Annotated in this window: 15 protein-coding genes and 6 pseudogenes; 10 read left to right on the top strand and 11 right to left on the bottom strand. The window is 57.5% G+C overall.

Annotated features, from left to right (window positions below; all coding sequences use genetic code 11):
- Positions 1–9: 9 nt before the first annotated feature.
- Both AC6I8M_RS02445 and AC6I8M_RS02440 read left to right on the top strand, forming a co-directional pair.
- A pseudogene (locus AC6I8M_RS02445) lies at positions 10–630 on the top strand (FGGY family carbohydrate kinase); the annotation flags it as partial.
- 85 nt (positions 631–715) lie between these two features.
- Positions 716–1,312, top strand: a pseudogene (locus tag AC6I8M_RS02440) (MFS transporter); the annotation flags it as partial.
- 49 nt (positions 1,313–1,361) lie between these two features.
- Here the strand turns inward: AC6I8M_RS02440 and AC6I8M_RS02435 are convergent.
- The 4 genes and pseudogenes from AC6I8M_RS02435 to AC6I8M_RS02420 form a co-directional block, all read right to left on the bottom strand.
- The gene (locus AC6I8M_RS02435) at positions 1,362–2,360 is read right to left on the bottom strand and encodes a c-type cytochrome (protein ID WP_010617507.1); all 999 of its coding nucleotides are present in this window, start codon (positions 2,358–2,360) and stop codon (positions 1,362–1,364) included.
- A complete protein-coding gene (locus tag AC6I8M_RS02430) occupies positions 2,326–2,526 on the bottom strand; it encodes a hypothetical protein (RefSeq protein WP_010617508.1) in 201 nt (66 codons plus the stop codon). The genes AC6I8M_RS02435 and AC6I8M_RS02430 overlap by 35 nt, the downstream gene beginning before the upstream one ends.
- Positions 2,523–4,289, bottom strand: a pseudogene (locus AC6I8M_RS02425) (GMC family oxidoreductase). Before AC6I8M_RS02425 ends, AC6I8M_RS02430 begins: the two are co-directional and overlap by 4 nt.
- Complete coding sequence (locus AC6I8M_RS02420; RefSeq protein ID WP_041387179.1) at positions 4,290–5,036, bottom strand: gluconate 2-dehydrogenase subunit 3 family protein; 747 nt, start codon at positions 5,034–5,036, stop codon at positions 4,290–4,292.
- A 281-nt stretch (positions 5,037–5,317) separates the two neighbouring features.
- Between AC6I8M_RS02420 and budC the strand changes: the two genes are divergently transcribed.
- Complete coding sequence (gene budC, locus AC6I8M_RS02415; RefSeq protein ID WP_010616754.1) at positions 5,318–6,082, top strand: meso-2,3-butanediol dehydrogenase; 765 nt, start codon at positions 5,318–5,320, stop codon at positions 6,080–6,082.
- 63 nt (positions 6,083–6,145) lie between these two features.
- On the opposite strand, the gene AC6I8M_RS02410 is transcribed toward budC, so the two are convergent.
- A complete protein-coding gene (locus tag AC6I8M_RS02410) occupies positions 6,146–6,850 on the bottom strand; it encodes an MBL fold metallo-hydrolase (RefSeq protein WP_010616753.1) in 705 nt (234 codons plus the stop codon).
- A gap of 334 nt (positions 6,851–7,184) precedes the next feature.
- On the opposite strand from AC6I8M_RS02410, the gene AC6I8M_RS02405 reads away from it, so the two are divergent.
- Positions 7,185–8,072 (top strand): LysR substrate-binding domain-containing protein, encoded by an 888-nt coding sequence (locus AC6I8M_RS02405; RefSeq protein ID WP_498013654.1) that lies wholly within the window; start codon positions 7,185–7,187, stop codon positions 8,070–8,072.
- 18 nt (positions 8,073–8,090) lie between these two features.
- Here AC6I8M_RS02405 and AC6I8M_RS02400 read toward each other — a convergent pair whose 3' ends face one another.
- Complete coding sequence (locus AC6I8M_RS02400; protein WP_010616750.1) at positions 8,091–8,987, bottom strand: TIGR01777 family oxidoreductase; 897 nt, start codon at positions 8,985–8,987, stop codon at positions 8,091–8,093.
- 204 nt (positions 8,988–9,191) lie between these two features.
- On the opposite strand from AC6I8M_RS02400, the gene yfcF reads away from it, so the two are divergent.
- Both yfcF and yfcD read left to right on the top strand, forming a co-directional pair.
- A complete protein-coding gene (gene yfcF, locus AC6I8M_RS02395; RefSeq protein WP_498013653.1) occupies positions 9,192–9,833 on the top strand; it encodes a glutathione transferase in 642 nt (213 codons plus the stop codon).
- Between the two features lie 105 nt (positions 9,834–9,938).
- Positions 9,939–10,484, top strand: a complete 546-nt coding sequence (gene yfcD, locus AC6I8M_RS02390; RefSeq protein ID WP_010616065.1) for an NUDIX hydrolase YfcD — start codon at positions 9,939–9,941, stop codon at positions 10,482–10,484.
- Between the two features lie 47 nt (positions 10,485–10,531).
- Here the strand turns inward: yfcD and AC6I8M_RS02385 are convergent, their stop codons facing one another.
- The 3 genes from AC6I8M_RS02385 to ackA form a co-directional block, all read right to left on the bottom strand.
- Positions 10,532–11,791: a 4-aminobutyrate--2-oxoglutarate transaminase gene (locus AC6I8M_RS02385; protein ID WP_010616066.1), complete on the bottom strand. Its 1,260-nt coding sequence runs from the start codon at positions 11,789–11,791 to the stop codon at positions 10,532–10,534.
- A 147-nt stretch (positions 11,792–11,938) separates the two neighbouring features.
- On the bottom strand, positions 11,939–14,083 hold the full coding sequence (gene pta, locus AC6I8M_RS02380; protein WP_010616067.1) for a phosphate acetyltransferase: 2,145 nt from the start codon (positions 14,081–14,083) through the stop codon (positions 11,939–11,941).
- A 69-nt stretch (positions 14,084–14,152) separates the two neighbouring features.
- The gene (ackA, locus tag AC6I8M_RS02375) at positions 14,153–15,355 is read right to left on the bottom strand and encodes an acetate kinase (RefSeq protein ID WP_058948657.1); all 1,203 of its coding nucleotides are present in this window, start codon (positions 15,353–15,355) and stop codon (positions 14,153–14,155) included.
- A gap of 339 nt (positions 15,356–15,694) precedes the next feature.
- Between ackA and yfbV the strand changes: the two are divergent.
- The 3 genes and pseudogenes from yfbV (at position 15,695) to AC6I8M_RS02360 (ending at position 17,468) form a co-directional block, all read left to right on the top strand.
- A pseudogene (gene yfbV, locus AC6I8M_RS02370) lies at positions 15,695–16,148 on the top strand (terminus macrodomain insulation protein YfbV).
- A 150-nt stretch (positions 16,149–16,298) separates the two neighbouring features.
- Positions 16,299–16,770 (top strand): annotated as a pseudogene (locus AC6I8M_RS02365) (YfbU family protein).
- A 38-nt stretch (positions 16,771–16,808) separates the two neighbouring features.
- Positions 16,809–17,468: a sugar phosphatase gene (locus AC6I8M_RS02360; protein WP_498013652.1), complete on the top strand. Its 660-nt coding sequence runs from the start codon at positions 16,809–16,811 to the stop codon at positions 17,466–17,468.
- 25 nt (positions 17,469–17,493) lie between these two features.
- Here AC6I8M_RS02360 and yfbR read toward each other — a convergent pair whose 3' ends face one another.
- Together yfbR and AC6I8M_RS02350 are read right to left on the bottom strand one after the other, a co-directional pair.
- Positions 17,494–18,093 (bottom strand): 5'-deoxynucleotidase, encoded by a 600-nt coding sequence (gene yfbR / locus AC6I8M_RS02355; protein WP_010616072.1) that lies wholly within the window; start codon positions 18,091–18,093, stop codon positions 17,494–17,496.
- A gap of 70 nt (positions 18,094–18,163) precedes the next feature.
- A pseudogene (locus AC6I8M_RS02350) lies at positions 18,164–19,385 on the bottom strand (pyridoxal phosphate-dependent aminotransferase).
- A 965-nt stretch (positions 19,386–20,350) separates the two neighbouring features.
- Between AC6I8M_RS02350 and lrhA the strand changes: the two are divergent.
- Positions 20,351–21,274 (top strand): transcriptional regulator LrhA, encoded by a 924-nt coding sequence (lrhA, locus tag AC6I8M_RS02345; RefSeq protein ID WP_010616074.1) that lies wholly within the window; start codon positions 20,351–20,353, stop codon positions 21,272–21,274.
- Positions 21,275–21,300: the final 26 nt, after the last annotated feature.

Below are 21,300 nucleotides of genomic sequence, written 5' to 3'. Positions count from 1 at the left end.
GCGCACATCATGTATCTCGGCATTGATATTGGCACCTCTGAACTCAAAGCGCTGATCGTTAACCCGCAGGGCGAGATTGTGGCGTCGAATCACGCCACGCTCAGCGTGCAGCGCCCGCATCCGCACTGGGCAGAGCAGGACCCGAGCGCTGGTGGCAGGCCTGTGGTCAGGCGATTGCCGGGCTGCGCCAGCACCATCCGCAGATGATGGAGATTGCCGCCAACCTGATTATGCCCGGCTTTACCGCGCCGAAACTGCACTGGGTGGCGGAACATTAGCCCGAAATCTTCCGCCGCATCGACAAGGTGCTGCTGCCCAAGGATTACCTGCGCTGGCGTCTTACCGGGCGCTTTGTCAGCGAGCCTTCGGACGCCGCCGGTACGCTGTGGATCGGCGTGGCGCAGCGCGACTGGGCTGACGCGCACACAGATGACCGAACTGGTTGAGGGCAGCGCGGTCAGCGCCACGCTGCGCGCCGATCTGGCCAGCGAATGGGGCTTAGCCGCTACGGTGAGCGTGGCCGGCGGCGGCGGTGATAATGCCGCGTCGGCGGTAGGCGTCGGCGCGGTTAATGCGGGCGATGCCTTTATCTCGCTCGGCACGTCGGGTGTGATTTTTGTAGTTAACGATCGGCGGCGCGCGGGGCTGAGCTGCAGCAGCGGCTGCGCCTGTTCCGTGAACTCTATGTACAACAACAGCAGGCGCGCGCGTTGCTGCCTGCCTGATCCGCATCATCAATACGCTATCGCTGTTTGGTTTTGCCATCATCATGCCGCTGCTGTTTGTCGATCGGCTGGGCTTTACCATCTCCGAATGGCTGCAGATTTGGGCGATGTTCTTCTTTGTCACCATCTTTACCAATATTTTCTGGGGTATTACCGGTGAGAAGCTGGGCTGGAGCCGTCAGGTGCGCTGGTTCGGCTGTCTCGGTATGGCGATCTCCAGCCTGGCGTTTTACTACCTGCCGCTGTATGCCGGGCATAACTTCTGGGTGGCGCTGATTCCGGCGATCATGCTGGGGATCTTTGTCGCTGCCTTTGTGCCGATGAACGCGGTGTTCCCGACGCTGGAACCGCATCATAAGGGCGCAGCGGTATCGATTTACAATCTGTGGGCCGGGCTGAGTAACTTTGTTGCCCCGGCGATTGCCTCGCTGCTGCTGCCGTTCTTCGATATCGTAGGGGTGGTGTGGGCCTATACCGCGCTCTACCTGTTCGCCGGCGTGCTGACCTTTATCATCCGCGTGCCGCAGCCGGGACACACCCGGGAAGCGTCAGCGGTGAAGTCGTCGGTTGTGCAGCAGCGCAGCTAAAGCTGAGCCTGTCGCACCGGCAGCCGCCGCTGCCGGTGCTGACATGGCGCTATTCCAGCCGCTGTTTCACTTTCTTCACCTCATCAGCGCTGATCGGTGCGGCGGCATTTCCCCAGCTGTTGCGGATGTAGCTAACCACCGCGGCGATCTCCTCATCACCCAGCGTGCCGGCAAAGGCCGGCATTGCCGGTGCCGTGGGGCGGGCATCGGTATCGACACCGCGACTGCCGGCGGCGACCACCCGAATTAGCGAGGTGGCATCCTCCAGATTGAGCAACGAATTGTCCGCCAGCTGCGGGAAGATATTCTTCTCACAGCGGCCACCCGGGCTGTGGCAGGCTGAGCACTTCGCCGCATAGATCTGCGCGCCCAGCTTCATGCGATCGTCCGTCGCGGCAAGTGCGGCGGGCGCTTTCTCATCACGCGATTCACCGCTTTTCAGGTACACCGCAACCGCCTGCAGATCTTCATCGCGCCAGTGCTGAGTGGAGTGACGCACCGCGTCGGCCATTGGACCGGAAGCGATATCGAAACGGTTCACGCCGGTACGCAGGTAGCTGACGATATCCTGCTGGCTCCATTTGCCCAGCCCGCTGTGAGGGTTCGCGGTGATGTCCGGGGCCATCCAGCCTTCGACCACTTCGCCACGCAAAAACGAGCCGTTTTTATCCCCGCCGAGCAGATTTTTCGGCGTATGGCAGGTGCCGCAGTGGCCCGCGCCCTGCACCAGATACACACCGCGATTCCACTGGGCGGATTGACTGGCGTCCGGCTGGAACGCGCACCGGTCAAAGTTGACCCAGTTCCACACCATCAGGCTGGTACGGATGTTGAAAGGGAAGGGCAGCTGATTGGTCTCGACCAGGTTGTGTATCGGCTGCAGCGTCTGCATCCATGCCCACAAATCCTGCAGATCCTTATACGACATTTTGGTGTAAGCGGTGAACGGCATCGCGCGGCGGAAATCTTCATAGCGCCAGTTGCCGATACCGGTTTCGCGATCCGGCGTGATATTAGCGCCGACCAGCGTACCAAACGGCGTCTGCAACCTGACGCCCCCGGCAAACGGCTGGATCGGCGGTGTGGCAGGCGGTGCAGTCCGCCAGCGTGGCAATATAGCTGCCGCGCGCGTACTGATCGTATTCCGGCTGGGCGTGAGACACGAAGCTGGTGAGCAGCAGCGCGGCAGCGCACAGAGAGAGGCGTGTTTTCATGCGGTAATCATCTCCCCGGGACGCTGCAGATAGTAGTGACGAATCGCATGCACCGCTTTGAACGCCAGCGCGCCGACGGTGCCGGTCGGGTTATAGCCCGGGTTTTGCGGAAAGGCTGACGCGCCCACCACGAACAGGTTCGGTACATCCCACACCTGCAAATGTTTATTGACCGAGCTGGTTGAGGGATCGCTGCCCATGATAAAACCGCCAACCACATGCGACGACTGATACGGCACGCTGCTCCAGTGGCCGGTCATCGGTTTGACAATCATCTCGCGTGGGTTCATCGATTTAGCGATTTCCGCCACTTTACCGGTGCAGTACTGCGCCATTTTCAGATCGTTCGCCGCAAAGTCGAAGGTAATGCGCAGCAGCGATCGGCCATGCGGATCTTTGTAGTTGGGATCGAGCGACAGATAGTTGGTGCGCGTGGTGTAGCTGCTGGCCTCGCAGCCAATCGACATGGTGCTGAGATAGTTGTCTTTCAGCGCGCGCTTCCACTTCGAGCCCCATTTGGGCGTGTTGGGCGGCAGCGGCCGGTAGCCAATCGGCATCGAGTTAATGGGCGTCACGCGGATGCTGCCGCCGCCGAAGAAGCCCAGACCGCTGTGGTCAAAATTATCGTTATTGAATTCATCAATGCCCATGCCCACCGCGCCGGCACCGATAAACGGGTTAAAGTTTTTGTTGTCGAAAAACAGCGTGACGCCGTTGGCGGTCTGATAGGCGTAATTGCGCCCGGTGGTGCCTTTATTGGTGACCGGATCATAGGCCTGGCCAATGCCGGAGAGCAGCATCAGGCGCACGTTTTCAAAGGTAAAGGCGGCGACGATCACCAGATCGGCTGGCTGTTCCCACTTATCGCCGGAGGAATCAATGTAGGTGACGCCGGTGGCCTGTTTGCCGCTGGCGTCGGTCAGTACTTCCAGCACTTCGCAGTTGGTGTACGCGGTAAAGTTCTCTTTGCGCATCAGCGCCGGCAGCACGGTGGTGATGGCGCTGGCTTTCGAGTAGTTGACACAACCGTAGTTGGTGCAGAAGCCGCAGAAGGTGCAGGGACCCATGGTGACGCCATAGGGATTGGTGTACGCCTCTGAGACCAGCGAGGACGGCACCGGAAAAGGCTGGTAGCCGAGATTTTTTGCTGCTTCGGCAAACAGCGTTGGACCATAGGGCTGGCGCAGCGGCGGCGTCGGGTAGTCGGCCGACCGCGCGCCCTCGAACGGATTGCCGCCCGTCCGTTTCTGTCCCTGAATATTGCCGGCGTAACCCGAGGTGCCGGCCACGCGCTCAAACTGCATATAGTGCGGCTCCATCTCTTCCCAGCTGGTGCCCCAGTCCTGTAGCACCAGCTCATCCGGAATGGCACTGGCACCGTAGCGTTCGGTCAGGTGGCTTTTCAGGCGAAACTCTTCCGGCTGAAAGCGAAAGGTAATGCCGGCCCAGTGGTTGCCCGCGCCGCCGGTGCCGTTGCCCGGATGGAACGAGCCCTAGGTGCGCATCGGCAGGGCGGTTTGCGACGGATTGTTGCGCATGGTGCAGGTGTTCTGCCGCGTGCGCAGCATCAGCTCTTCGCTCATCACGTAGCGCAGTTCGTCGGTGACGGTGCCAATATTGAAGTCGCGCGCGGTGTCGCGCCACGGGCCGCGCTCGATGCCGATCACTTCCAGGCCTTCGTCGGCCAGTTCATTGGCGATAATCGATCCGGCCCAGCCAAGACCAATCACCACTACATCGGTTTTCGGTAATTTAGTCATCATTTATCCCCGAGCTTTCCATTGCGCAATGCTGATCGGCTCTAAGCCCAGATTTTCGTTGTGGCGCTCAATGTATTCGCGATAGTCATAGCGCGCGCCGGGAAAGCCCAGCATCTTCCACGACACCATATCTTTGTTGCCGCCGTAGATCGGATCGGCAAAGAAGCCTTCCACTGTGTTGTTCAGCACCTCAAGAAACAGCGACTGCGCATCAAAGCCGCTGAAATGCACCTTTCCGGCTTCCATGTCTGCCAGCAGCGCATCCTGCTGCGCTGGCGTCAGATCGACAAAGTTCTTTTGCGAGGTTTGCTGCACGTAGCGGTTGAGCGCCGCCAGCCCCTGGCGATAGCGCTGTTGCGGCACCAGCGGCGACTGGTCGCCCTGTTCGGTGGTGCCCTCCTGAAACGGGCCCTGCATGTAGAGGCGTTCGAAGGTGCCATAAAAGCCGTGCAGCTGGCGGTCGATAAAGACAGCGCAGCCGGCTTCTTTGCCGCCCACGCTCAATTCGTCCGCCGGGATAATGCGGTCAACCATGGCTTCCACGGTGCGCGCTTCTTCATCGGTGAAGAACAGCCAGCCCTGAGCCTGGAACTGTTCCGGTGGGTTATCGGCGAAGGGTGTCCAGCCGGGTGCGCCCTTGAGGGAGACGGCATCGGCAGCGCGGGTGACGCCAGCGGCAACGCCCAGCGTGGACCAGGTCAGTACCTGGCGTCGTGTGACACCGGGCAGGGTTTTGGCTCTTTTTTTCATCATCGCTTCCAGACAGAGTAACAAGATAAGGCGTAACCGGCCGGAGTGCGTGGCGACACGACGGGCCGGAATCTTCAGTTTTTGTAAATTTTTATGGCGAATGTTAACTGTAGACGGGCTGCGTGGTGGCGACCAATAACCGTACAAAAAAGTGCACTATTTGATAATCCGCCGGTTTTTTCCTGAACTAAGCGCCACGTAAAATCTGCGGGCTTCGCTTGAACTCAACGCGCTGGCTGTCAAGCTTAACCGTTTCAACCGCGAAATAACCAGGAGGAAATATGTCGCGCTTTGCAGAAAAAGTTGTGGTGATCACCGGAGCCGGAGCCGGCATTGGTGCCGCAGCGGCGCTGCGTTTCGCCAGTGAAGGCGCACAGGTGGTGCTAGTGGGCAGAACCCGCGACAAGCTGGAACAGGTGCTGAGCACACTCAGCGGAGATAATCATCTGGTGGCACCCTGCGACGTCGGCGATGCGGATCAGGTTAAACAGCTGGCAGAGCAGGTGCAGCGACAGTATGGGCGTGTGGATGTGCTGGTGAATAACGCCGGCAGCATCGTGCAGGGCAAAATTCACGAAGTGTCGATAGCGGACTGGAAGTCGCTGATGAGTACTGACCTCGACGGTGTATTTTACTGCACCCACTTCTTTATGCCCGCGCTGCTCAACAGTAAAGGCAACGTGGTGAATACCTCGTCGGTATCCGGACTGGGCGGTGACTGGGGCATGAGTGTGTATAACGCCGCCAAGGGCGCGGTAACCAATTTTACCCGCGCGCTGGCGATGGATTATGGCACGGACGGCGTGCGTGTTAACGCCGTTTGCCCTGGCTTTACCTTCACCGATCTCACCGAAGAGATGAAAAACGATGAGGCGCTGCTCGCACGCTTCTATGACCGAATTCCACTGGGCCGCGCCGGTGAACCGGAAGATATCGCCAGCGCGATTGCTTTCATCGCCAGCGACGACGCGCGTTATATCACCGGCGTTAACCTGCCGGTCGATGATGGCCTGACGGCGTCGAACGGCCAGCCGAAACAGGCATGAGTGATAACAGGCGGAGAGTCAGGTGTAATGTCACCGCAAATCCGCCTGTTATTTATTCTGTCATTATTCACTCGCTTCGCCATCGTGACACGCTGACACATAGCTGGCCGTATAACCGCCGTCCGCTAACGCCACGATTCTGGCAAAGCCAGACGCGCCAAAATGCATGCCGGCAATAACAGTATTATCCGCTGCGACCTGCTGCAAAATACGCCGGCGCGTCTCTCTGGCCATGACGGGATCAATATCGAAGGCAATGGAAACCTGCGGGCAGGCCAGCTGAACAGGCGGGTAATGCACAATATCACCCAAGATCAATAAACTCTCGCCGTCTGAATCAATGCGAAACCCGCAATGCCCCGGGGTATGACCGGGTAACGCCAGCGCACGGATTCCCGGGCTGATCTCCTCATCCGCCATCAGCTGCAGCCGCGGGCCATAAGCCTGCAGCGTGCGCCGCAGCAGCGCCGCGTTTAACTGCGCGCGTTCACTCAGCTGGCTGATCGCCGCATCATCCTGCCAGAATGCGGCTTCGCTGTGGCTGAGGCAGAGCCGGGCATGGCGAAAGACCGGCTGACCCGCGCTGTCCAGCAAGCTGCCAATATGATCGGGGTGCGCATGGGTTAATAACAGGGTATCGATGTCGTCCGGCGTTACCCCGGCCAGCTGCAGATGAGGCAGTAATTTGCCGCTATGCGCATCGCGTTTTCCCATACCGGTATCCACCAGAATCACGCGTCCCTGACCGCGGATCAGATAACAAAACACATGGATTTCGCCCGGCTGTGCTATGGCTGCCTTACGTTGCAGATCGACCGCATCGTCCTAGTGGATATCCGTTAATAAACTCAGACTGGCTTGCATGGTGCCATCGCTGATGGCGCTGACCTGATATTTCCCTGTGGTGTGTGAAAATATTGACTGGCTCATAATGATCTCAGTGCGCTAATTTACTCGTTCACGTTAAACAAAATAACGCTGCAATTTTCGCGGCTGATTAGCGCGATGATAATGCTGCGTCAGTGGCTGTTAGCGCGATAATGACGCTAGGACCGTTAAGGTGACCAGCGTCATTTTTGACAGAGTTGAGACCCAAATTGTCATGGACATAAAAATTTTGCGCGCCTTTGCCACTGTCGCGGCACTGGAGCATATTGGTCAGGCTGCGGAACGGTTACATATTTCGCCGTCACCGCTTAGCCGGCAAATTCAGCAGCTGGAAAGCGAACTGGAGATGGTGCTGTTTCACCGTGAAAAGAAACGTCTGCGCCTGACGGACGAGGGCAGGCGCTTTCTCACCGAGGTGACGCCCTTTTTGCAGCATCACGAACGGCTAAAAGATTATGCGCAGCATCTGCAGCAGGGTGACGTCGGGCGGCTGGATATTGGATATGTGGAGGCGGCTATTCACTCGCGCCTGCTGCCCGCTGCGCTGGCACGCCTGGCGCCGGGGTCTGGCGTCGATGTCCGGCTGCATGCGTTACGTTCCGCACAGCAAATTGCCCGGTTAGAAGCGGGGGCGATCGATATTGCCATTGTGCATACGCTGCCGCACGACGACGCGGGTTTTCTGCATAAGAAGAGCGCGACCGAACCGGTGCTGCTGGCGATGCCAGCATCCAGTGCGCTGACGGCACCCGTGCCGGCTGATTTGCACGGCCGGGCGTGGATTGCCGACCAGGAAAATCTCAACCCTGCCGCGCGGGCGCGATTGCTGGCAGCTTGCCAGCGCGCCGGCTTTCAGCCGGATATTCGTTTTGAAGTGAATGGTCCGCTGGCGGCCCTTGCCTGCGTTGAAGCCGGGCTGGGTTTCACCCTGATCCAGCAGAGTCTGGCGCGGATCATTCCGGATAATGTCATCCTGCTGCCCGTGCCAGAGCTGGCGCTGGAGATTGTGCTGTATGCCGTCTGGCGCAGGCAGGATGCCCGACCGTTAACGGCGCGTTTCCTTCAGCAGCTTTCCCTCACGCCCGCCGTGGCGCCGCGGTAAGCCTTTAGCGGAGGTGCGTCAGCCGGCGACATCCTGCACCGCTTCCTGCAAATCGTACCAGCGGAAACCGAAGCCGGACTCCTCCAGCCGCTTCGGCAGCACGTGCTGCCCACCCAGCACCAGCACTGCGGATTCTCCCATCATCAGTTTGATGGCGCTGGCCGGGATGCGCATAAAGGCCGGACGGTGCATCACCTGGCCCAGCGTGGCGGCGAACTGCTCGTTACGCACCGCGTAAGGCGCCACCATGTTGAACGGGCCCTGCAACTGATCGTTATCGATCAACCACAGGATGGCGTTGACCAGATCGTCCACGTGGATCCACGGCAGGTACTGTTTGCCGCTGCCAATCGGTCCGCCGACGCCAAGTTTGAACGGCAGCTTCATTTTGCTCAGCGCGCCACCTTCGCGCGCCAGCACCACGCCGGTGCGCAGCAGGCACACGCGGGTGCGCTCGCTTTGCGCCTTCAGCGCCAGCTGCTCCCAGCGGGCGCACAGTGTGTGGGTAAACTCCTCGTGGCCCGGATCGTCCTCGGTCACCACCACATCGCCTGTACCACCATAAAAGCCGGTGGCCGAGCCGGAAATCAACAGGCGCGGCGGATTGCTGCTGGCGTGGATAAGCGAGACGATCTGCTCAGTGATTTGCCAGCGGCTTTCGCACAGGCGCTGCTTCTGCTGTTCGGTCCAGCGCTTGTCAGCAATCTGTTCTCCCGCCAGATTGATGACGCCGTCAATAGCATTGAGATCGGGCTGCTGGTTAATGCCCGACCACAGCATCACGCGCGCATCGAGTTTTTCCCGCGCGGCCGCCACGTCACGCGTTACCACATTCACCTGATGGCCCAGCTGCAGCAGGCGCGGAATTAAATGGCGACCTATCAAGCCGGTGCCGCCGGTAATAAGCAGGTGCATGTTTAGTCTCCCTGTCATTAATTATCTGCTCTGAATTGAGCATAGAAGAGAAGTGCCGCTGCGGCGTGACAGCGCTTACGCTTATGATGAAAAACCGCCCGTTTGCCGTGGTCCTGCGGCAAAACATCGGACCAGCGCGCCATTGCCATAGCCGGCAAAAATCGGTAAACATGATGCACACCTGACGCTTAGCCGAGGCAGCTGATGAACTATCCCGCCATTACGTTGTGGTCCGATTCCTGTTTTTTTAGCCCGTATGCCATGTCAGTTTATATTGCGCTTACCGAGAAGGGCATTCCCTTTACTCTCAGGCGCGTTGACCTGTCGCGCAATGCACAGCTTGACGATGAATACCGCGGCCTGTCGCTGACCTGCCGTGTGCCCACGCTGCAAATTGATGATGTCAGCCTGAATGAATCCTCGGCCATCGCCGAATACCTTGAAGAGCGTTTCCCGGCGCTGGAGTTTGAACGCCTCTATCCGCGCGATCGCAAAAAACGTGCCCACGCGCGCGAAGTACAGGCGTGGCTGCGCAGCGATTTGCTGGCGCTACGCACGGAGCGTCCCACCGAAGTGCTGTTTGCTGCTGAACGCTTTGCTCCGCTCACGCCCGCTGGCGAACAGGCCGCCAGTAAACTGATCGCGGCGGTTCAGCGCCTGCTGCCGGACGGCCAACAGAACCTGTTTGGCGAGTGGTCGATTGCCGACACCGACCTGGCGGTGATGATTAACCGGCTGGCGCTGCACGGTGATCCGCTGCCGGTGAAGCTGCAGCACTATGCAGAATTCCAGTGGCAGCGCGCCTCGGTACAGCTGTGGCTGGCCGAGTCGGGTAAAGCACGCTAAAACCTTGCGGCGGCGAAAAGAACGCTTTACCTTACCGCTCATTCTAATAAAGCATCGCAAACAGGCGCGTGCTGGGCACGCCGAAAACAGAGAAAGGGTTACCGGATGGTGGATCAAACGGCAGGTGACGGTATCGAGTGGGTGGATATCGTTAGCGAAGAGAACGAAGTGATTGCGCAGGCCAGCCGTGCGCAGATGCGTGCGCAATGTCTGCGCCATCGCGCCACCTATATTGTGGTGCATGACGGCATGGGCAAGATTCTGGTGCAACGCCGTACCGAGAGCAAAGATTTCATGCCGGGTATGCTGGATGCCACTGCGGGCGGTGTGGTGCAAAGCGGTGAAGACCTGCTGGAATCCGCCCGTCGTGAAGCGGAAGAGGAGCTCGGCATCGCCGATGTCCCGTTCGCCGAGCACGGCAAATTCTACTTCGAAGATCAGCACTGCCGCGTATGGGGTGGACTGTTCAGCTGCGTGTCGCACGGTCCGTTTGCCATGCAGGAAGAGGAAGTGGATGAAGTGTTCTGGATGACGCCGGAAGAGATCACCGTCCGCTGTGATGAATTCACCGATGATTCACTGAAAGCCCTGTCGCTGTGGCTGAGCCGCAACAGTGACGCGGTGCGCAGTAAGCAAAGCAGCGAAGCCTGATTCCTGCGCTACCACATCAAGGCACCCTGAGAGGGTGCCTTTTGTGTTTAATGCTGGCTGAGAATGCGGGTGAGAATGTTCAGCGCCGTACTGAACTGGGCGTCGGGAATGGTTAACGGATAAAGAAAGCGGATCACGTTGCTGTGCACGCCGCAGGTCAGCAGAATCAATCCTTCGACCAGCGCCTGCTGCTGAATCGCTTTGGCGATCTCCGCCGAGGGCCGGCCGCTGGCGTCATGGAACTCCGCCGCCATCATCGAGCCATAGCCGCGCACCTCGGCCAGCGCACGGCAGCCGGCGCCGTTCAACGCTTCCGCCAGTTGCGTACCGAGCCATTGCGCACGTGCGCACAGGTTTTCCTCGCTGATAATATCCAGTACCGCATGCGCGGCGGCAATCGCTGGCGGATGGCCAGCATAAGTGCCGCCCAGACCGCCCGGCTCCGGTGCATCCATCACCGCGGCCCGGCCGCTCACCGCCGACAGCGGAAACCCGCCTGCCAGACTTTTCGCCAGCGTGATCAGATCTGGCTGCACGTCATAATATTCGCTGGCAAACAGCCTGCCGGTGCGCGCAAAACCGCTTTGTACTTCATCGGCGATCAGCAGGATGCCGTGGCGATCGCACAGCTGACGCAGCGCCGTCACAAACTCTGGCGGCGCGACATAAAATCCGCCTTCGCCCTGAACCGGTTCAAAGATTATGGCCGCCACCTGCTGTGGCGCGATATCGCTGCGGAAAATCGTCTCCAGACTGTCGAGCGCATCGTGCACGCTGACGTTATGCAGCGCATTGGGGTAGCGTGCGTGAAACACCGGGCTGGCAAACGGGCCGAAGACGGTTTTGTAAGGCAGCACTTTGCCGGTCAGCGCCATGGTCATGTTGATGCGGCCGTGGAACGCGCCGCTGAAGGCGATAATCCCCGGACGACCGGTGGCTGCGCGCGCGATTTTCATCGCGTTCTCGACCGCCTCGGCGCCGGTAGAGAAGAAGGTGGTTTTTACGGCGCTCTCAATCGGCACCAGCGCATTCAGACGCTCCGCAAGGTGGATGTAGTTCTCATACGGCACGATTTGAAACGCGGTATGGGTGAAGCATGTCAGCTGCTGTTGTACCGCCGCCAGCACTTTGGGATGCCGGTGTCCGGTATTGAGCACCGCAATGCCGGCGGCGAAATCAATATATTCGCGCCCCTGCTGGTCCCACAGCATGGCGTTTTCGGCTTTCGCCGCAAAGAAATCACACATCACGCCCACGCCACGCGGCGTGGCCTGTATCCGACGGCTGTGCACATCACTGTTGCTCATTGCTGACCTCGTAAGTTGCGGGAGAGTGTAATCAGTGTTAGCGCGCAGGCGGGATTTTGCCAGTGTGTTTATACGGGCAGGGTTGTGGCGCAAGATAAAAAAAAGCACGCCCGGGCGGGCTGATGCGGAAGCGGGGAAGGAAGGGGATTAGCCTTCAGCCTGCTGCGACTGAATCGCCGTCAGCGCAATGGTGTAGACGATATCATCGACCAGCGCACCGCGTGACAGGTCGTTAACCGGTTTGCGCATGCCCTGCAGCATCGGCCCGATGGAGATCAGGTCGGCAGAACGCTGCACCGCTTTGTAAGTGGTGTTACCGGTGTTGAGATCCGGGAAGATAAATACTGTCGCACGTCCGGCCACCGCCGAGTTCGGCGCTTTAGACTTGGCAATGTCTTCCATGATCGCGGCGTCGTACTGCAGCGGGCCATCGATCACCAGATCCGGGCGTTTTTCCTGCGCAATGCGCGTTGCTTCACGCACTTTCTCAACGTCGCTACCGGCACCGGAGTTACCGGTAGAGTAGGAGATCATCGCTACGCGTGGATCGATGCCGAAGGCTTTGGCGGAGTCGGCAGACTGAATCGCGATCTCGGCCAGCTGTTCCGGATTAGGATCCGGGTTGATGGCGCAGTCACCGTACACCAGCACCTGCTCTGGCAGCAGCATGAAGAACACCGAGGAGACCAGCGAGCTATTCGGCGCGGTTTTGATCAGCTGTAACGGCGGACGAATGGTGTTGGCGGTGGTGTGAACCGCGCCCGAGACCAGACCGTCAACTTCGCCGCTTTCCAGCATCATGGTGCCCAGCACCACGTTATCTTCCAGCTGCTCCTGCGCGACCACTTCGGTCATGCCTTTGCTCTTACGCAGTTCAACCAGGCGCGGCACGTAGTTATCACGCACCACCTGCGGATCGACAATTTCAATGCCTTTGCCGAGCTCAACGCCCTGCGCTGCGGCCACGCGTTGAATCTCATCCGGATTACCCAGCAGCACACAGGTGGCGATGCCGCGCTCGGCACAAATCGCCGCCGCTTTAACGGTACGCGGTTCGTCGCCTTCCGGCAGTACGATGCGCTTGCTGGCTTTACGCGCCAGCTCGGTGAGCTGATAGCGGAATGCCGGCGGTGACAGACGACGGCTGCGTTCGGACGTCGCGGTAAGCGATTCAACCCAGTCGGCATTAATAAAGCCGGCCACGTACTCCTGCACCTTTTCGATGCGCTGCGTATCGTCAGCCGGCACTTCGAGGTTAAAGCTCTGCAGGCTGAGCGAGGTTTGCCAGGTGTTGGTTTTTACCATAAACACCGGCAGGCCGGTCTGGAAGGCGCGTTCGCACAGACGGGCAATCGGCGCTTCAATTTGATAGCCGCCGGTCAGCAGCACTGCACCAATTTCGATGCCGTTCATTGCCGCCAGACAGGCCGCCAGCAGCACGTCAGGACGGTCGGCTGAGGTCACCAGCAGCGAGCCCGGACGGAAGTGCTCCAGCATATGCGGGATGCTGCGCGCGCAGAAGGTGACGGATTTGACGCGACGCGTATGGATTTCACCTTCGTTGATGATCTCCGCGTTGAGATGGCGGCACATATCAATGGCGCGCGTCGCGATCAGATTAAAGCTCCACGGCACGCAGCCCAGCACCGGCAGCGGGCTGTTAGCGAACAGCTGCTTAGGATCGATGTTGGCGATGCTGGCTTTGGAGGAGTCGTCGAAAATTTCTGACAGATCTGGACGGGTACGGCCCTGCTCATCCACCGGCGCGTTGAGTTTGTTGATGATAACGCCGGTGATGTTTTTGTTTTTGCTGCCGCCGAAGCTGCTCTGTGTCAGTTCGATGCGCTCTTTTAGCTGTGCCGGAGAGTCGTTACCCAGCGACATGACGAAGACGATTTCCGCGTTAAGCGTTTTGGCAATTTCATAGTTCAGCGCCGAGGCAAACTGATGTTTGCGCGTCGGAACCAGGCCTTCCACCAGCACCACTTCCGCATCTTTGGCGTTAGCATGGTAGTTGGCGATGATCTCTTCCATCAGCACATCCTGCTGGTTAGAACCCAGCAGCGACTCAACGCGGGACATCGGCAGCGAAACCGCGGCCGGAATGGCGGAGTTTTTGCGAATAATGGTGGTGGTCTGGTCTGGCGCATCGCCGCCGGCGCGCGGCTGGGCGATCGGTTTGAACACGCTCAGGCGCACGCCTTTGCGCTCCATGGCACGAATCACGCCAAGGCTGACGCTGGTCAGGCCGACGCTGGTGCCGGTAGGAATAAGCATAATTGTACGTGACACTATAGAAACCTCGCGGTGTTACAGGGTGTCAAAAACAATACCGTCAGCCGAAGCTGACGGAGAGAAACATTACGCGGTGAGGCGCGCGGCGTCCTGGGCAATGACCCACTCTTCATTAGTTGGAATCACCACCGCCGGGCGAGCACCCTCTTTATTGATGAAGCCGGACTTGCCGAAGCGTGCAGCCAGGTTGCGCTCGTGGTCAACCTCGAAGCCAAGCAGACCCAGTTTGTCCAGCGCCAGCTCACGCACCATCGCAGCGTTTTCACCGATACCGCCGGTAAACACCACCGCATCCAGACGGCCTTCCATCAGCGCGGTATAGCTGCCGATGTACTTCGCCAGGCGGTGACAGAACACATCCATCGCGCGTTTGGCATCGTCTTTGGTGGCGTAGTTATCTTCCACATAACGGCAATCGCTGGTGACTTCGGTCAGGCCCAGCAGGCCGGACTCTTTGGTCAGCAGTTTGTTGATCGCATCCACGCTCATGCCCAGCGTATCGTGCAGGAAGAAGACGATAGCCGGATCGATGTCACCGCTGCGGGTGCCCATCACCAGACCTTCCAGCGGCGTCAGACCCATTGAGGTATCCACGCACTGGCCGTTACGGATGGCGGCCACGGACCCGCCGTTGCCGAGGTGGCAGGTGATGATGTTCAGCTCGCTGACCGGCTTGTTCAGCATTTTGGCGGCTTCCTGCGTCACATAGTAGTGACTGGTGCCGTGCGCGCCATAGCGGCGCACGCCGTGCTCTTTATACAGATGGTACGGCAGCGCGTAGAGATAGGACTCTTCCGGCATAGTCTGATGGAAGGCGGTGTCGAAAACGGCGACATTTTTATCCGACAGGTGCGGGAAGTTTTTCATGGCTTCGTCGATACCGATCAGGTGCGCCGGATTGTGCAGTGGTGCGAAGGACGACGCGTCTTTGATGCCCTGAATTACGGACTCGTCAATCACCACCGATTGCGTCAGCTGCTCGCCGCCGTGAACGATACGATGGCCGATTGCAGCGATTTGTGCCGAAAGCTCTGGTTTTTGTGCCAGAATAGTTTTAACGATGAAGTTCAGCGCTTCGCTGTGCGCTGCGCCCGCGCCGAGCGGGGCTTCCTGTTTGCTGCCGTCCAGTTTCCACTTGATGCATGCTTCCGGCAGGTGGAAGCACTCCGCCAGACCGGAAAGGTATTCGTCACCGCTGGCTGGATTGAGAATGGCAAACTTAAGAGAGGAGCTGCCGCAGTTGAGGACCAGTACTAACTTCGTCGACATGGAAGTACCTATTTTGTTAAATAGTGGCTAAAAATAACGCAATCAGACTAACAGCGTAGCCTATGAAAGCTGGTAGATTAATGATTAACATCATGCGCTAGTCAAAAAAGAAACGACACGCAAAAGATTTCGGTAATTTTACGCAGATTTTTGAAATCCACGAAGCGAAACATGGCTCCAGCGCGCTCTTTTATTGAGCTGCGGCTTCCGGTAATGTGGCAAAAACGGCGTCAGAATACCTACAGTGACCCGCAAAGACAAAATCTTTTGAAGGATGTCACGTAAAGTTGTGTAGTTATAAAAATTTTTTAAATGCTGCAGTGATAGTTGAGGTCTACCATGGCGAATGACGCAGGCAATCCAGGCTGGTTCGGCTTATTTCAGCGCGGCCAGCACTACATGAAAACCTGGCCCGCCGACAAACGTCTGGCGCCGGTGTTTCCTGAGAACCGTGTGGTGACGGCAACCCGCTTTGCGATTCGCTTTATGCCACCGCTGGCCATTTTTACGCTGACGTGGCAAATCGCGCTCGGCGGTCAGCTCGGTCCGGCGATTGCCACCGCGCTGTTTGCCTGTAGCCTGCCGATGCAGGGATTATGGTGGCTGGGTAAACGTTCCGTCACGCCGCTGCCGCCAACGCTGCTGCACTGGTTCCACGAAGTGCGTGCCAAACTGGAAGAAGCCGGACAGGCCATCGCCCCCCGTTGACGGTAAGCCGACTTACCAGGCGCTGGCGGATGTGCTCAAGCGTGCTTTTAAGCAGCTCGACCGTACTTTCCTCGACGATCTTTGATCAAATGGCGCTTTTCTCTGCCAGAGAATTTGCGCCCAATCCCGGTTCAAATCAAAGAATAGTGATGCGGACATACACGCATCGCCTTCGTTGTGTAATCATTTCTGCATTGTTTAAATCTTAAGCGGCCCTGCGGCCCGGGAGTAAACCATGGAAATGACCCATGCACAGCGACTGATTCTTTCTAACCAATACCAGATGATGGCGATGCTTGAGCCGGATAACGCCGAGCGCTATCGTCGCTATCAGACCATCATTGAACGCGGCTATGGACTGCAATTGCGCGAGCTGGACAAAGAGTTTGGCGAGCTGAGCGAGGCGACCTGCCGTACGCTGATCGACATTATGGAAATGCATCATGCGCTGCATGTTTCCTGGTCCAATCACAAAGCGCCGTGCAACATTGAAGAGCGACGTCTGGCGTTTCTCGGCTTCGACGCGGCCACCGAAGCGCGTTACCTCGGGTACGTGCGCTTTATGGTTAATCGTAGAAGGGCGCTATACCCATTTCGATTCCGGCACCCACGGCTTCAATGCGCAAACCCCGATGTGGGAAAAATACCAACGCATGCTGGCGGTGTGGCACACTTGTCCGCGTCAGTATCACCTCAGCGAGAATTAGATCGCGCAAATCCTCAATGCCTGAATAAGGAGCAACGTGTGAAGTACAGGGGTTTTCTATTTGATTTAGACGGGACGCTGGTAGATTCACTGCCGGCCGTGAATCGCGCCTGGTCACGCTGGAGCGCGCGCCACGGACTGGCCGCGCAGCAGGTGCTGGACTACATTCACGGCAAACCGGCGATCAACTCGCTGCGCCATTTTATGGCGGGCCAGTCTGAAGCGGCGATCCAGGCCGAATTTCGCTGGCTGGAGCAGCTGGAAGCAGAAGACACGGCAGGCGTGCAGGCGATTGCCGGTGCACACGCGTTGCTGGCCACCCTGAACGCACTCTACATTCCCTGGGCGATTGTTACCTCGGGATCGATCCCGGTGGCGCACGCCCGTCATAAAGCGGCCGGCTTACCGCTGCCGGAGGTATTTATTACCGCCGAGAACATTAAATTCGGTAAGCACAATCCTGAGCCTTATTTGCTGGGTGCTGAGCGGCTCGGGCTTTCTGCGACAGAATGCGTGGTAGTGGAAGATGCACCGGCGGGCATTATCGCCGGGCTGGAAGCGGGCAGCGCGGTGGTGGCGGTCAATCCTCCGGCCGATGCGCCACGCCTGAGTGAAGTAGCGCTGCAGGTGGAAAATCTGCAGCCGCTGCACATCAGTAAACAGCAGGACGGTTATTTCAGCCTGACGATCCGCGCCTGAAACAGCCCACGCTGATCGGCGCAGGTTACAGCGGCGTATCCTGGGAAATTTCATCCAGCGACAGGCTGAAGCTGGGAATGAAGACTTCAACGAAGTAGTCCATCTCCGGCGATCGCCGCTGCGCCAGCGTTTTCTCCAGACGGACTTTGGCCAGCAGAAACTCGTTGTTGCCGGCCGACAGTTCTTCAAGGCACTTGAGGTAGGCGCACAGCGCATCGGCCTGTTTCACCACCGCCTGCTCGCTCTCGCTATGCAGGTGCTCATCCAGCAGCGGACGATACGCGTCCTGCAACTCAGGCGGCAGCATCTCAATCAGCTTGTGCTGAGCAATCTTTTCGATCTTCTTGTATTCATGGGCAATCTGCGCGTTGTAGTACTTTACCGGCGTGGGCAGATCGCCGGTCAGCACTTCACTGGCATCGTGATACAGCGCCAGCATGGCGATGCGATCGGCATTCAGATTGCCGTTAAATTTTTTGTTTTTGATGATGGCCAGCGCATGCGCCACCATGGCGACCTGCAGACTGTGCTCGGAGACATTTTCCGTGCGCACATTGCGCATCAGCGGCCAGCGGTTGATGAGTTTCAGGCGGGAGAGGTGGGCGAAAAAGTGGCTACGGGTCATGGACGGTTCCTGTTGCACGGCGGGGAGCTTGTGCGGCTCCCCGAAAGTCAAACAGTATACGCGTCACAGATTACTGGCGATAGCCTTGCAGGAACCGACCAAACTTGTTGATCGCTATCTCGAGGTCGTCCACGCGCGGCAGGGTAACGATGCGCACGTGATCCGGCCACGGCCAGTTAAAGGCGGTGCCCTGCACCAACAGCACTTTTTCCTGCAGCAGGAAATCCAGCACCATTTTCTGATCGTCTATAATGTTGAATTTCTTCGCATCGATGCGCGGGAACATATAGAGCGCGCCCTGCGGCTTCACGCAGCTGACGCCGGGAATATCGTTAATCAGTTCCCAGGCGCGCTGGCGCTGCTCAAACAGCCGTCCACCCGGCGCGATAAACTCGCTGATGCTCTGATAGCCGCCCAGCGTAGTCTGAATGGCATGCTGCGCCGGCACGTTAGCGCACAGACGCATCGAGGCCAGCATCTCCAGACCTTCGATATAGCCTTTGGCGTGCTTTTTCGGTCCGTTCAGCACCATCCAGCCCTGGCGGAAACCCGCCACGCGGTAGGTTTTGGACAGCCCGTTGAAGGTCATGGTCAGCAGATCCGGTGCCAGCGCGGCAGTCGAATGATGCTGGGCTTCGTCATACAGAATCTTGTCGTAGATCTCGTCGGCGAAAATGATCAGGTTATGCTGGCGGGCGATCTCCACGATCTCCAGCAGCAGCTCTTTGCTGTACACCGCACCGGTCGGGTTGTTGGGGTTGATGATCACGATTTCGCGGGTACGCGGCGTGATTTTGCTGCGGATATCATCCAGATCCGGGAACCAGCCCGCGGATTCGTCGCACAGACAGATAGTGCACCGCTTTGCCGCTCGACAGCGAAACCGCCGCCGTCCACAGCGGATAATCTGGCGCGGGCACCAGCATCTCATCGCCGCTGTTCAGCAGCGCCGACATCGCCTGCACGATCAGTTCAGACACACCGTTGCCAATATAGATATCTTCTACCGTAACGTCGCGCATGTCGCGCGCCTGGTAGTGCTGCATGATGGCTTTACGTGCTGAATAGAGGCCTTTCGAGTCGCAATAGCCTTGCGCGCTCAGCAGGTTACGAATGACGTCTACCAGGATTTCATCAGGGGCTTCAAAACCAAACGGGGCAGGGTTGCCGATGTTGAGTTTGAGAACTTTGTTGCCTTCTTCTTCGAGACGTTTAGCTTCTTTCAGTACCGGGCCGCGAATGTCGTAACAGACATTTTCCAGCTTGCCGGATTTATCAATTTGAAAATTCATCGTTACCGCCTTAATGGGCAGAATCCTTTTAACCTGCCACTAAAATCAAACCTGCTCAATTTACTCCTCTCACCGTAACAAAAGAAGGGCAGCGCTGGGTTTTGGCGCGATAGCCAAGCTTTGCCGGATTCAGTGGCGCGAAACGCATTTTTAACTATTAAAACTGGTTTAATTATCTATTAAAATGGCAGGAATCAAAATTAAATGCTTGTGCTGATCTGGCCGCCTGTAAACCGGGATATCCAGCCGCGCGCCGCGCCATTCAGCAATTTTTCATTTAACTGCGATCTGAGGAATGGTTAGCGACTTGATGAAATAGTTAAAGGAATCTTGTTAGATGCCGAAAAAATGTGCAGCAATGATTAAGCACTATCTGGCATAAGGTGATGACGGCGGTTATTTGCTTTGCCGGGCGGTTGAAACCAGGTCCCGTCAGCCGGGGATAAAACCGCGTGGCAGCGGCTTAAATAGCATTTACGCTGTCACTTTAACGCTTATCATTCAGTTTAAGAACCAAGCGGATTAAAAAATCAGCAGCGTTGTGGCAGGATGTGCCGGAAATGGCTTTTGGTCAAAAATTACGATGTTTTGAACAAAAAAATTTCCATTTATAGCGTAAAAATGATTAAGTATAATTTATTATTTGATGCACTTTATCGCTTCGCATCAGCATAACAAGATGTTATTCCTTTTTGCCCCGCAGGACAGTTTGGCGGGAAACCAGGCAACTACACAGCTTCCAGCAACGTTCTACTGACGTCCCTAGCCTAGGAAGTTGTTCTGACTTTTACTACGCCGTTGCCCGCTTTGCGGTGATGTGTTCGTCCGCATCCGCCTAACTCGATTTTTTCATGAGCGCCTTCACAAAGGGCGATAATTAAGCACCATTACCACTTATCTCTTTGATAAATATGGTAATGCACTAGGGTAGTAGTTTCAAAAAATCTTATAAGTGAAGAAATAACATGACTAATGCAAATCGTCCGATACTGAATCTCGACCTCGATCTGGTGCGTACTTTTGTTGCCGTTGCTGACCTGAATACCTTTGCAGCAGCCGCTGCAGCAGTATGCAGAACGCAATCAGCCGTAAGCCAGCAGATGCAACGTCTGGAACAATTGGTAGGTAAAGAGCTGTTTGCCAGACATGGACGTAACAAATTGCTGACTGAGCATGGCATTCAGCTGCTTGGCTACGCTAGGAAGATCCTGCGTTTCAACGATGAAGCCTGCACTTCTTTAATATACAGCAATATCCAGGGCGTGCTGACGATTGGCGCGTCTGATGATACCTCTGATACCATTCTGCCGTTTCTGCTCAACCGCGTAACGTCAGTGTATCCGAAACTGGCAATCGACGTCCGCGTGAAGCGTAATCCGTTTATGATGGAGATGCTGAACCAGGGCGAAGTGGATCTGGTGGTGACCACCTCCAGTCCGGGTAACTTCACCTACCAGGTGCTGCGCACCTCGCCAACGCTGTGGTACTGCGCGGCAGATTACATTTTCCAGCGCGGTGAAGCCATTCCGCTGGTGCTGCTGGATGAGCCAAGCCCGTACCGTGACATGGCGATTGATCATCTCAACGAAGCGGGTATCCCGTGGCGTATCTCCTACGTGGCTTCCACGCTGGCGGCGGTACGTGCGGCGGTAAAAGCGGGGCTGGGTGTCACCGCGCGTCCGGTTGAAATGATGAGCCCGGAGCTGCGCGTGATGGGGGCAGCAGAAGGCCTGCCGGTGCTGCCGGATACGCAATATCTGCTGTGCCGTAATCCGGACAGCTATAATGAGCTGGCGCTGGCCATCTTTAACGCGATGCAGTCCACTAACGATCCTTACAATCTGAGCGCGAATCCGGACGGTACGCTGCTGCTGGATGATGAAGAGTAAGGTTGACCGTTACTGGTAATCCTTCG

This window comes from Type-A symbiont of Plautia stali (assembly GCF_059731155.1).
This window is presented reverse-complemented; position numbering and strand designations above follow the sequence as displayed.